This window comes from Gymnodinialimonas ulvae, assembly GCF_037543845.1.
GTDB classification, from domain to species: Bacteria; Pseudomonadota; Alphaproteobacteria; order Rhodobacterales; family Rhodobacteraceae; genus Gymnodinialimonas; species Gymnodinialimonas ulvae.
This window is the reverse complement of the sequence record NZ_JBBIFX010000003.1, coordinates 1-12447: the sequence shown is the minus strand read 5'-3', so window position 1 is coordinate 12447 and position 12447 is coordinate 1. Positions and strand designations below refer to the sequence as shown.

Below are 12447 nucleotides of genomic sequence, written 5' to 3'. Positions count from 1 at the left end.
CAGTATAGGAAGTAGCATGTTTCGAGTATTCGCAACCGCAGCAGCGATGGCGCTTCTGCCCATCGCGGCCAGCGCCACCGTCATTGATTTCGATCAGGGCCAGGCGACTTACAGCGCACCCAATGCCCTAGATACCTACTCGCAGGACGGCTTCACGTTTTCGTTCACTCAGTCGGGTCGGAATTCTGAATTCGCCAACCTATACGACACGACCAATCCTAACCCGGACTGGGATCTTGTCCCTGATGTGCAGGGCGAAAACGGCGTAGGTGGACTGGCTCTGATCCGCCAGAACAGCGCAACCCCGAACCTGACCAACGATGCGCCGGGCAACGGCTCCATCTTCATGACACTTGATGCTGGCAATGCCTTTCGCTTGATTGGTTTTTCGGCGATTGATGACGGTGACTTCAGCCTTTTCGTGGACGGCAGCGAGATCGCATCCCTGTCTCCCGGAGAGGATCGCGCAACCGCACAGGTATCCTTCGCGCCGACGCCGCTGATCAACGTCGGGGACACGGTGGAATTCCGCTACCGGGGGTCCGGAGCTATTGATGCGCTGGCGATTGCGCCGGTTCCGCTGCCTGCGGGTGCCGTACTGCTGCTCAGCGGCCTTGGTGGCCTGGCGTTCATGCGTCGCCGTCGCCGCATGGCCTGAGCCGGTGTTTGCGGCAGATCAGTTGCCGCGCGACACAAACGAACCCCGGCCTGCGTGCCGGGGTTTTTTCGTTACTACGCAACGGGTAGGCCCGCCCGTATTATTCAGTCAGAGAGATCAATCCAAATTCGGAGCTTCATTGGCCCATTCCTCGAACCGCAGAATTGCGGCATCCGTGCCGGTTTCCGATTGGAATGCGGCGGTTGTGGCTTCAGCTGTTTGGCACGAGAACCATTCCTCGCCTGTATCATTGGTCAGCGAGACGCAAATGCCTGGGTAGTCTGCGTCCACCTCTCCGGAAAACAGCGACCACGTCGCGAAAAACCCGCTATCCGTCAAAAGGTTGCACACTTCGAACACGCGGCTTCCGCCGTCCCAGGCGTATTGAGTTGCCACGGTGATTTCGCCGATCGTGTCGCCGGGTACCACAATGGCGTCCGCAACGTAATCACCGCCGGAGCATGCGGGCTCGGCCAAGGCAGGCCCGGCAAGGCAGACAAGGGACAGGGTGAGGGCGGGGGTGAGACGTCTTTGAACCATGGAGCAGCATAGGCCCGCTCCTCGCGCGGGTGTCAATCCGACAATTCCCGGCGGCCCGTCCCCGGACGCGCTCCGCCGATGAAAGTGGCTGTTGCCGCCCCGCGATCCCCTCTATCGTCCAGCCATGACCGCCGATGCGATCCTCGATAGCCGGGCCTCTTGGGGGCGATTGGCGTTGGCGCTTCTGATTTCGCTGATCGGGAACGCGGGGATGTGGGCGATCATCCTGATCCTGCCCGATGTGCAGGCGGAATTCGACGTCACGCGCGCCGGGGCCTCGCTGCCCTACACGATGACGATGGTGGGCTTCGCGCTTGGCAATTTTTTCATCGGACAGGCGGTGGACCGATACGGTCTCGCTTGGTCGCTTGCGGGATCGGCGGTGTTGATGGGGGCGGGCTATGCGATGGCATTGGGCGCACCGTCGATCTGGTGTTTGTCAGTGGCGCAGCTGGCCATCGGCTTCGGATCCTCGGCCAGCTTCGGGCCGCTGATTGCCGATACGTCGCAATGGTTCCTGAAACGGCGTGGGCTGGCCGTGGCGGTTGCGGCATCGGGAAATTACCTCTCGGGTGCGATTTGGCCGCTGCTGCTGGCCGGTACGCTGGCCGGGGACGGGTGGCGGGCGGCCTACCTTGTGCTGGCGGTGTCCTGCGTGGTCGTGATGCTGCCCGCCTGCGCGCTTCTGCGGCGCAAATTGCCCGCCGCCGCGATGGTGCGATCCGATCTTGCCGCGACCGAACGCGCGAAAACCACCGGCCTCAGCCCACAGGCATTGACCGCTTTGCTGGCGCTGGCGGGGATCGGGTGCTGCGTGGCGATGGCGATGCCGCAGGTCCATATCGTCGCCTATTGCGTCGACCTCGGCTACGGCCCCGCCGTTGGCGCCGAGATGCTGAGCTTGATGCTTCTGGGCGGCGTCGCCTCGCGACTGGTGTCGGGCGTTCTCGCAGACAAGCTCGGCGGTGTGATGACGCTGCTGATTGGCTCCACCCTGCAAATGCTGGCGCTGTTCCTCTACCTGCCAACTTCCGGCCTGACGTCGCTTTATATCGTCTCGTTGGTCTTCGGATTAAGCCAGGGCGGCATCGTGCCCTCCTACGCGGTGATCGTCCGCGAATACCTGCCCGCGCGGGAGGCTGGCGCCCGGGTCGGGTTCGTCATCATGTCCACCATCCTTGGGATGGCCCTGGGCGGATGGCTCTCGGGCCTGATCTACGACGTCACCGGCAGCTACCAATGGGCCTTCCTGAACGGCATAGCCTTCAACGCGCTCAACGTGGCTGTGATGCTCTACATTCTCACCCGCTCGCGCCCGCGCGCCGCACTTGCAACCTGACCGCGTCCGACCCGCGCCTGCGCCTTTTGTCTGCGCAGCGACGCCTGCGCGCGCGGCTTCGGCGCCTGTCTTCCAATGGTCGAAAATACCTCGGGGGTTTGGGGGCTGGCCCCCAAATGTCCTGCTTCACCAATGCGGTGGCTTCTGATCGGCCAACGGGACGGTCCCGCTCGCGTCGACCTCGCGCTCCGCCTCGCGTTGCATCAACATCTCGACCCGCCGGGTCAGCACCGCGATCTCCGCGTCCTGCCGCGCCACAACCTCGGACATCTCGTCCACGGCCTTGGTCAGATGTGCCACCTGTTCTTCCAATCGCTGATCCATCGCTGCCGCTCCTTGCCCCTGCGCGCCCCACCCGTTAGAGCATGCGCGACCCGATTTTAAGGCCCCATTCGCCATGGCAAAGCAGAAGAAACAGCCCCGCCCCAAGGCCGAAACGCCGAAAGGGTTCCGCGACTATTTCGGTGCCGAAGTGTCCGAGCGGCAGCAGATGCTGTCGAAGATCGCCGAGGTCTATCATCGCTACGGCTTCGACCCGCTGGAAACCTCGGGTGTCGAAACAGTGGAGGCCCTTGGCAAGTTCCTGCCCGATGTCGACCGCCCGAACGAGGGTGTCTTTGCCTTTGAGGAAGACGGCACCTGGCTGGCGCTCCGCTATGACATGACGGCCCCGCTGGCCCGCGTCGCCGCGCAGTTCCGCAATGACCTCCCATCACCCTACCGCCGCTATACGATGGGTCCGGTCTGGCGCAACGAAAAGCCCGGGCCCGGGCGCTTTCGGCAATTCTACCAATGCGACGCGGATACCGTCGGCTCAGGTTCCGTTGCGGCGGATGCCGAGATCTGCGCCATGCTGTCCGATTGCCTTGAGGCCGTCGGCATCCAGCGCGGCGATTACGTGGTGCGTGTGAACAATCGCAAGGTTCTGAACGGCGTGATGGAGGTTGCAGGTCTGGCCGGTGACGACAAAGCGGCCGAGCGCGGCATTGTCCTGCGCGCCATCGACAAGATGGACCGTCTGGGCGCGCGCGGCGTGCGCGATCTGCTTGGGGAGGGCCGCAAGGATGAAAGCGGGGATTTCACCAAAGGCGCAGGCTTATCCACAGGGCAAGCCGACAAAATCATCGCCTTTGTGCAAGCCACGGCTGGGGATAACACGACCACGATCAACACGCTCAAATCCCTGACCGAAGGCTCCGATATCGGCACCCAAGGCGTCGCAGAACTCGAACAGATCGCCGATCTTCTGGCGGCCCAGGGTTACGGCCCCGACCGCATTATCATCGACCCGTCCGTCGTGCGCGGCCTCGGGTACTACACCGGCCCGGTCTACGAGGCCGAGCTGACCTTCGACGTGCAGAACGAAAAGGGCCAGACGGTTCAATTCGGCTCCGTCGCGGGCGGCGGGCGCTATGACGATCTGGTCAAGCGCTTCACCGGGCAAGAGCTCCCGGCCACCGGCGTTTCCATCGGTGTCGACCGCCTGCTGGCCGCCTTGCGCGCCACCGGCAAGCTCAAGGGCGAAGACGCGGGCCCGGTTATCGTGACCGTCATGGATCGCGACCGGATGCCTGCGCATCAGGCGATGGCGTCCACCCTGCGGCAGGCGGGCATCCGGGCCGAGGTCTATCTGGGCAACCCGAAGAACTTCGGCAACCAGCTCAAATATGCCGACAAGCGCCGCTCCCCCGTGGCAGTGATCCAGGGTTCGGACGAGGCAGATCGTGGCGTGGTGCAGCTCAAGGACCTGATCCTTGGCGCGAAGCTGGCCGAAGAGGCGACCCTTGAGGAATGGAAATCCCAGCCCGCGCAAAAAGAAGTGCCGCTTGCCGATCTCGTCGATGAGGTCCGGGCGATGATCGCGCGCCACTCGTGACGTCCAAATCCGACATCCGGGCCGAGGCAGAGGCGCTTCAGGCCATCTTCGCCGGGGCCATTCCGGTGGACGCGCCGATGCTGGTCAGCGCCGACACGCTGCTGGACCTCTATGGCGAAGATATCCGGGGCCGCGCGTTCACAACCCACGACCCTGACCGGGGCGAACTGATGCTGCGCCCGGACTTCACCGTGCCGGTCGTGCAGATGCACATGGACGGCGGCGCGGAGCCCGCGCGTTACTCCTATCTGGGCGAAGTCTTCCGCATGCAGGATGCCGGCAGCGGGCGGCCAACGGAGTACCTGCAACTGGGGTACGAAGTCTTTGACCGTGCCAATCCGCTGCAAGCCGATGCAGAGGTGTTTTCCCTCATGCTCAAGGCGCTCGATGGGCTGCCGGTTCGTGCTGTGACTGGCGATATCGGCGTGCTTTTGGCTGCAATCGAAGCGCTCGGGACGACCGATGCGCGCAAGGCCGCGCTGCGCCGTCATGTCTGGCGTCCGCGTCGGTTTCGGGCGCTGCTGGATCGGTTCACCGGGGCCGCCTCCGCACCCAAGGGGCGGGCAGCGTACCTTGCCGCAGCCGCGGAGCAGGGCCTTGCGGCGATGATTGCGCAGGCTGGCCCCCCGATCGGATTGCGCACCACGGATGATCTGGCGTCGCGGCTGGATCGCCTGCGTGCCGAGGCGGAGGCTGACCCTCTTGATGCGGTGCAAGCCGACGCCTTGATCAGCCTTCTGGCGCTCAAGGTGCCGCTGTCGGAGGCGTCGGTCGCCTTGCAGAATTTCGCCGTGGATTTGCCTGGCCTGCAACCTGCCGTCGCACGCTTCGCCGCGAGGGTTGCTGTCTTGCGCGATGCGGGCGTCGCCGTCGAAGACATCCCCTTTGAAGCGTCCTACGGGCGCACCCAGATGGAATATTACGACGGTTTCGTATTCGGCCTTCTGGGGCCGACCCCCGGCGCGCCGCCGCTGGCCACGGGTGGGCGCTACGATGCCCTGACCCGTCAGCTTGGCGGCGGGCGCGAAATTCCGGCCGTCGGTGGCGTGATCCGACCCGAACAGGTCCACGCTCTGCGGGGGGGCAAGGCATGATTACGCTTGGAGTACCGTCCAAAGGCCGGTTGATGGAGAAGACCTTCACGTGGTTTGCCGCGCGCGGGATTGAGATGCGGCGCACTGGTTCGGACCGCGATTACGGCGCCGAGGTTGCCGGCCTGCCGGTTGACCTGCGCCTGATGAGTGCGGGCGAAATCCCCCGCGAACTGGCTGCCGGGCGCCTGCATCTCGGCGTCACCGGAAGTGATCTGGTGCAGGAACGCATCCCGGCTTGGGATCAATCGGTCGAAGTGCTGGCCGAGATGGGGTTCGGGCACGCTGATCTGATTATTGCGGTGCCCGCGTGGTGGGTCGATGTCCGCACGCTTGATGACCTTGACGCCGTCGCCGCCGATTTTCGTGCGGCGCAGGGCCAACGCCTTAGGATTGCAACGAAATACCATCGTCTGGTGCGCGATTTCCTGCGCGATGCGGGTGTGGCCGATTACCGTTTGGTCGACAGCCAGGGCGCGACCGAAGGGACCGTCGCCCACGGCAATGCCGAGGCCATCGCCGACATCACCTCGACCGGCGAGACGCTGCGCGCCAACCACCTGCGCATTCTCGAAGATGGTCTGATCCACCGCTCCGAGGCGACGCTCTTCCGGTCGCGTATGGCGAATTGGACGGACACGGCCCGTGCGGCGCAGGCGGAATTGCAGGACTTGTTGGCGAAAGCGGCCTAGCCCCACGTTCCTACAAGACGCCGATTTCGGCCAGCGCGTTTTCGAGTTGCGGGGGCAGAGGCTGCTGCGTTTCGCGGCCCTTGGGCAGGTCCCGTGGTGCATCGCCCGGCTGCAGGTAGCGCCAGCCCTGGAACGGGCGTCTCGGCGTTGCGGCAACGCGCACCACCTCGGGGTCAAGCACGATGCCGCAGCGGTTGATGCCGTCGCCCCGATCTACAGGGTCGAGCCGCACGATCGGTTGGCGGCACAGGACCAACCCCTTGAACACCCAATAAAGCGACCCGCCGTCCAGGATCTGATCCGCGCGTTTCGGCCACATCCGCGTGACATGGCGCGGCAGCCCGTCGGGGCCTTTCGCCCGGGCGTTGGCCTGCCAATCCAGAAGGTCTTCCACCTTCTCTGCGCCGACGCAGAGTTTCACAAGATGTATGGTGTCGGCCAAGTCTCATCCCCCGATGATGTGGGGGACAAGGCTAGCAGGCTGACGGCGCAGGGCAAGCCTTCGCCCGGCCTTTAGGGGAGGGGTTTGGCGAAATTGCGCGAATTTCCTGTGGATGGATCTAGGATCGGGCCATCGGAATATTGCGCCAAATACGCCCGCCGGGGCCGCTCCGTCGTGTTCGCGCCCGACCGATGCAGCGTCAGCGACGAGAACAGGATCATCGTGCCCGCCTGGCAGGGCAGGGCAACCCCCTCGTCGGGACCGTCATATCCGACCTTCTCCTTGCCGACCTCGTCCCAGCGATGCGGGTCGATCCCAGGCTGCGCGTCGAGATCACGCGGCAGGATCGACAAGGCCCCGTTCTCAAGCGTCGTGTCGTCCAATGCGATCCAGACCGACAGGTAGGGCCGATGCGAAAACGGCACATACGCCCCGTCCTGGTGCCAGGCGAAACTGGCCCCGGTGCGCGGCCCCTTCACCACGAATTGCTCATTGAACAGGTGCGGCTCACCCAGCGCAATCTGCGTGACGTCCCGCATCAACGGGCTGAACAGAAACCGCTCGACCTCCGGAAAATCCGCGTGCCGCTTGTGCAGGAATTGCCGGTCCGACCCGCGGTTGATGTCGTGATTGCCACCGTCGGCTGCGGCAGGCTCGGCGATCAAAACGTCTGCCGCGGCGCGCAGTGCAGTCAGATCGCGGCCCGGGATCGGGTCGGGCAAAACGGCGTAGCCGTTGGCGCGGAACTCGGGTCGGTGGGTCATGATCTTGCCTCCCTAGGCCTCCAAACAGACCCGAATTCGGAGAGATTCGCTTTGTGAAAAGCGACGCCGATTGCAAGTTTGCGGAATCGCTCTATTTCGCCTATCTTGATGTTCTCTTTCCGTTCCACCCAAGGAGTAGTGCCCGTGACCCGCTTTGCCGCCCCCATCGCCGAGCAGATCTGGGATATGAAATATCGTCTCAAGGAGGCGGATGGCACCCCCATGGATCAAAGCGTCGAGGATACATGGCGGCGCATTGCGGACGCCTTGGCCGAGGTTGAGGCCGACAAAGCCACCTCCTCCGACCGGTTCTATGCCGCGTTGGAGAATTTCAAATACCTACCCGCCGGGCGTATCGTGGCGGGGGCGGGCACGGGGCGGTCGGTGACGCTGTTCAACTGCTTCGTCATGGGGACCGTGCCCGACAGCATGGGTGGCATTTTCGACATGCTCCGCGAGGCCGCGTTGACGATGCAGCAGGGCGGCGGGATCGGCTATGATTTCTCGACCATCCGACCCAAGGGCGCGGATGTGAAGGGTGTGGCCGCGGACGCCTCCGGCCCGCTCAGCTTCATGGATGTGTGGGATGCGATGTGCCGCACGATCATGTCGGCGGGCTCGCGCCGGGGTGCGATGATGGCGACGCTGCGCTGCGACCATCCCGATATCGAGGCGTTTATCGAGGCGAAACAGGACCCCGCACGCCTGCGTATGTTCAATGTCTCCGTGCTGGCCACCGACCCGTTCATGGAAGCGGTCCAGCAAGACTCACCTTGGGATCTTGTCTTCGACGGCAAGACTTACCGCACCGTGCAGGCCCGCGATCTGTGGGACAAGATGATGCGCGCGACCTACGATTATGCCGAGCCGGGCGTGATTTTCATCGACCGCATCAACGCCGAAAACAACCTCAACTACGCCGAGACCATCGCCGCAACCAACCCTTGCGGCGAGCAACCTTTGCCGCCCTATGGCGCGTGCCTTCTCGGCTCCGTTAACCTTGCGCGTCTGGTCGAGGCCCCGTTTGAGGGCGGCACGATCCCCGATGCCGCTCTTGACGATCTGGTCGCCACCGCGATCCGCATGATGGACAACGTTGTCGATGCCTCGCGCTTCCCGCTGGATGCGCAGCGCGCCGAGGCGCAGGCCAAGCGTCGGATCGGTCTTGGCGTGACCGGCCTTGCCGATGCGCTGGCGATGTGCGGCGTGCGCTACGGCTCGGACGAGGCCGTCGCCCTGACCGAGGCATGGATGGCCCGCATCGCCAACGCCTCCTACCGCGCCTCGGCCCTTCTCGCGCAGGAGAAAGGCGCCTTCCCGCTGTTCGATGCAGACGCCTATGCGCAGGCCCCGATGATCCGGCGCTTGGATGCGGATGTGCAGGCGCTGATTGCCGAACATGGCCTGCGCAACGCGCTGCTGACCTCTATCGCGCCCACAGGCACGATCTCGCTTTTCGCGGGCAATGTGTCGTCCGGGATCGAGCCGATATTCGCCAATTCCTACACCCGCAAGGTTCTGCAACCCGATGGCACACGGACAGAAGAAGAGGTCGTCGATTTCGCCGTCCAGGCCTGGCGCGACCTTCACGGCGATACGCCTTTGCCCGAATATTTCGTCACCGCCCAGACCCTTGCGCCAATGGACCACGTCCGTATGCAGGCCGCCGCGCAGCCCTGGGTCGACAGTTCCATCTCCAAAACCATCAACGTCCCCGCTGACATCAGCTTCGAGGCCTTCAAGGACGTCTACGCCGAGGCCTATGCGACCGGCTGCAAGGGCTGCACGACGTACCGCCCGAACGATGTGACGGGCAGTGTGTTGAGCGTGTCAGAGGAGCAGGTTAAAAATACCGTCGGAGCCCGAATGAAAACGGCTCGCCAAGCCGCAGGTTTAACCCAAGTTGAACTCGCGGAGGCCGTCAACCTAAGCCGTTCCCAAATCGCGTCTCTCGAAATTGATAGTCGCGAACTGCCTCGTCGGCACGCTGAAAAAATCGCAAAAAAACTTGCAGTTGATCCAGCTTGGCTCCTGTTCGGCGACACGCCCGGCGGCACCGCCGGGCTGCCCCCGACCGCCCCCCCGGGCGGGGGCAATGCCCCCACCCGCGGCCCGGGGCAGCCCTCCGCTCAAAGCGGTGAGGTCGCCACCAGCCTGCGCGACGTGGCCTCCGGGTCCAGCGAAGTCGTCTACATGTCCGAACCGCTCGACCGGCCCTCGGAACTCGAAGGCAATACCTACAAGGTCAAATGGCCCGACAGCGAACATGCGCTCTACATCACGATCAACGACATCGTGCTGAACGGACACCGCCGCCCGTTCGAAGTCTTCATCAATTCCAAGAACATGGAGCATTTCGCCTGGACCGTCGCGCTGACCCGGATGATCTCCGCCGTGTTCCGGCGCGGCGGGGACGTCAGCTTCGTGGTCGAGGAGCTCAAGGCCGTGTTCGATCCGCGCGGCGGGGCCTGGATGCAGGGCAAATACGTGCCTTCCATCCTCGCGGCCATCGGCGGCGTCATCGAAAAGCACATGATCGCCACCGGCTTTCTCGCGGGCGAGGGGATGGGCCTCAAATCCGATCCGCAGGCCCAAGTCGTCAACCTCGGCAACCGCCCCGGCCCGGCCTGTCCGTCCTGTGGGCAATACGACCTGCGGATGGTCGAAGGCTGCCTGACCTGCGGCTCGTGTGGCCATTCCAAGTGCGGCTGACATGGCCTTTCGGCGCGTGGAAGATGTTTAACATAGCATAACGTGTCCATTCGGGAGGTTTTTTGACCTCTCGACACACTTCAAATGGCCATCGGAAGCGCGGCTTTCGGTGATTTTTTTTGATATCAGCGGGTTACGCGGAAGTGAGGTGTGAGCCGTGCCACACTGCTTCCGCCAGCGGGCTCAGCCGGCCCCGGGGTTGATCCACAGCATATATGTTCACTAAAAGTTCCACAGGTTCCGGAACCTTTCTTCACTCATAGCCTCGCTGATCTTCGGCACGGGGCGACCGCGCAAGCTCCGTATTGCGCCTTGAAAGGACTCGGCCATGACCCGTTCGACAACGACCATCCCGTTTCACGATCTTAATTTCCTCGACCACATCCCTTCGGTTCGGGAGGTCGAGGACCGTTTGAAGAAATTCCTCCGCAGGCTTCGAAAGGAGCATCAGGACGCGGCGCATGAGGCCGGATTGATCACCGAGGATGATCTGAAAATGAGCTTCGAGATGCTCGAGGATGCGGACAGAACCCGCATCCGGCGGCGCGCGATGACCTATCGCGATCGCCTGCAAGCCTCGACTGGCATGTCGCATCTTTCCGAGGAGAACCGCACTCGCCTAACCGCTCTGCGTGGTGGGCTGCCTGTTGCGAGGGTGGAGTCGGAACATGAGGCTGATGAGATCGCCGCCGTCTTGCACGCCGAGATGCCCTGGATGGCGCGCGCCACGGAAGAGGTCTGGCATGGGCTTCGGGCTTCGGCCCGCGATGGTCTTGCGGGTGTCCGCTTCACCCCACTCGTGCTGAACGGTCCCGCCGGAATCGGTAAGAGTTATTGGGCGCGGCGGCTGGCGCATCATTTGGCCGTACCCACGGTGAAGTTCGACGCCACGAACGAACCCGCATCGTTTGCATTGACCGGATCACAGCGGGGCTGGGGTAGCGCGCATGCAGGCAAGCTCGTGACGACGGTGCTTGAACATCGACACGCTGGCCCGCCCGTGATCGTCGACGAGATTGAGAAGGCCGACGAGGTGTATTCCACCAGAGGATCGCGACATACGCTGACCGATGCGCTGCTGCCGCTGATGGAGCGAATGACGGCCGCAACCTGGCAATGTCCTTACTTCCAGGTAAAGTTCGACATGTCATGGGTCAACTGGATCATAACGGCCAATGGTCGCGATGGACTGCCAGAACCGTTTCAGAGCCGCTGTGTGGTTCTCGATCTACCCGATTTGACCGTCGCGCAGCTCCGCGACTTCGCCGTTGCCGAAGGCGCACGCCGTGGCCTGCCGGGAACGGCTGTGGCTGCCCTCGTCGACGTCTTCGACTGCGGCGCGATCTCACGCGCCCGCCTGAGCCTGCGGACTGTGGCCCGAATGCTCGACCGCGCCGAGACCCTGGCCAACCAGCCGATGCTGCACTGAGCAGAACGCCATGACCCCGATGACAATCCCGTTCCAAAGCGGCACCCTCGCGATCCTCTCGGACCTGCATTTCGACAGCTACTACCGATATGCCATTGATCCGATCAAGATGTGGGGCCTCGAAGACATCCTGTGGAACGCCGACGCGTTGATCCTGGCAGGCGATCTGACGAACGGTCCGTCCCGCAACTGGCCCAACGTGTTCCAGTACCTGTCCGAGTTCATCCCACCTGAGCAGATCTACGCGCTGCCCGGCAACCACGATTACTACCACGGCAGCCTCGACGACGATGCGCACCTTGCAGATGCGGCACGCAAGGCAGGCGCGCACTTCGTCCAGAAGCAGGTCCTGTTGCACGGCGACACACGGCTGATCTGCTGTACGCTGTGGACCGACTTCAACCTTACAAATGATCTGACGGACGCGATGCAGACCGCACAGCGCGCTATGCGGGATTACGATCTCATCACCGCACCGACGGACCCGGACGCCTATTTGGCAGATGTCAGTCCGATGCGACCTCCGCGCCGCATCAGGCCGATCGATACGCTGAACCTCCACCTTGATCATAGGGCATGGCTGGAGGCGGCACTGGCCGCGCCGCACCCAATCGGTGCTGCAGGTCACACTGTGGTCGTGACCCACCACGGCCCGCACCCGACGGTCGCGGGTAAGGTCGACAGCCTGACAGCCAGTTTCCATTCCGACCTCGGCGACATGATCAAGCGCCACCAACCAGACGCATGGTTCTTAGGACATTCGCATCGCCGCCTGCGCGCGCAGGTTCACGGCACGGACATCCGGAATGTGTCTTTCGGCTACGCTGGAGAGCTGATCGACGAGCCGATTTCCTACTTGCGGGACGCCTGCGCATGGGAGAGCCGCCATGGATCCGAATGAATG

At 63.5% G+C, this 12447-nt stretch carries 12 protein-coding genes; 8 read left to right on the top strand and 4 right to left on the bottom strand.

Translation table 11 applies throughout. The features are described 5' to 3' along the window. Positions 1-46: 46 nt before the first annotated feature. The gene (locus V8J83_RS13885) at positions 47-658 is read left to right on the top strand and encodes a VPLPA-CTERM sorting domain-containing protein (RefSeq protein ID WP_339987025.1); all 612 of its coding nucleotides are present in this window, start codon (positions 47-49) and stop codon (positions 656-658) included. Positions 659-775: 117 nt separating this feature from the next. Here V8J83_RS13885 and V8J83_RS13880 read toward each other — a convergent pair whose 3' ends face one another. Next, entirely contained in the window at positions 776-1198 is a 423-nt protein-coding gene (locus V8J83_RS13880; RefSeq protein ID WP_339987024.1) for a hypothetical protein, read from the bottom strand. Between the two features lie 124 nt (positions 1199-1322). Here V8J83_RS13880 and V8J83_RS13875 point away from each other — a divergent pair, with 124 nt between their 5' ends. Then, on the top strand, positions 1323-2537 hold the full coding sequence (locus tag V8J83_RS13875; protein ID WP_339987023.1) for an MFS transporter: 1215 nt from the start codon (positions 1323-1325) through the stop codon (positions 2535-2537). Between the two features lie 126 nt (positions 2538-2663). Here V8J83_RS13875 and V8J83_RS13870 read toward each other — a convergent pair whose 3' ends face one another. Further along, positions 2664-2861, bottom strand: a complete 198-nt coding sequence (locus tag V8J83_RS13870) for a SlyX family protein (RefSeq protein WP_339987022.1) — start codon at positions 2859-2861, stop codon at positions 2664-2666. Between the two features lie 73 nt (positions 2862-2934). Between V8J83_RS13870 and hisS the strand changes: the two genes are divergently transcribed. Genes hisS through hisG form a run of 3 tightly spaced genes read left to right on the top strand, consistent with a single transcriptional unit; the run spans position 2935 to position 6196 of the window. After that, positions 2935-4413: a histidine--tRNA ligase gene (gene hisS / locus V8J83_RS13865; protein WP_339987021.1), complete on the top strand. Its 1479-nt coding sequence runs from the start codon at positions 2935-2937 to the stop codon at positions 4411-4413. After that, positions 4410-5507 (top strand): ATP phosphoribosyltransferase regulatory subunit, encoded by a 1098-nt coding sequence (locus tag V8J83_RS13860; protein ID WP_339987020.1) that lies wholly within the window; start codon positions 4410-4412, stop codon positions 5505-5507. The genes hisS and V8J83_RS13860 overlap by 4 nt, the downstream gene beginning before the upstream one ends. Beyond that, positions 5504-6196: an ATP phosphoribosyltransferase gene (gene hisG / locus V8J83_RS13855; protein ID WP_339987019.1), complete on the top strand. Its 693-nt coding sequence runs from the start codon at positions 5504-5506 to the stop codon at positions 6194-6196. Before V8J83_RS13860 ends, hisG begins: the two co-directional genes overlap by 4 nt. A gap of 10 nt (positions 6197-6206) precedes the next feature. Here hisG and V8J83_RS13850 read toward each other — a convergent pair whose 3' ends face one another. After that, entirely contained in the window at positions 6207-6638 is a 432-nt protein-coding gene (locus V8J83_RS13850) for a DUF1489 family protein (protein ID WP_339987018.1), read from the bottom strand. 71 nt (positions 6639-6709) lie between these two features. Beyond that, positions 6710-7402, bottom strand: coding sequence for a phytanoyl-CoA dioxygenase family protein (locus tag V8J83_RS13845; RefSeq protein ID WP_339987017.1), 693 nt, complete (start codon positions 7400-7402; stop codon positions 6710-6712). A 144-nt stretch (positions 7403-7546) separates the two neighbouring features. Here V8J83_RS13845 and V8J83_RS13840 point away from each other — a divergent pair, with 144 nt between their 5' ends. The 3 genes from V8J83_RS13840 (at position 7547) to V8J83_RS13830 (ending at position 12444) form a co-directional block, all read left to right on the top strand. Further along, the gene (locus V8J83_RS13840) at positions 7547-10114 is read left to right on the top strand and encodes an adenosylcobalamin-dependent ribonucleoside-diphosphate reductase (RefSeq protein ID WP_339987016.1); all 2568 of its coding nucleotides are present in this window, start codon (positions 7547-7549) and stop codon (positions 10112-10114) included. 328 nt (positions 10115-10442) lie between these two features. After that, positions 10443-11543, top strand: a complete 1101-nt coding sequence (locus V8J83_RS13835; protein ID WP_339987015.1) for an AAA family ATPase — start codon at positions 10443-10445, stop codon at positions 11541-11543. A gap of 10 nt (positions 11544-11553) precedes the next feature. Next, on the top strand, positions 11554-12444 hold the full coding sequence (locus tag V8J83_RS13830; RefSeq protein WP_339987014.1) for a metallophosphoesterase: 891 nt from the start codon (positions 11554-11556) through the stop codon (positions 12442-12444). The last annotated feature ends 3 nt before the right edge of the window (positions 12445-12447 follow it).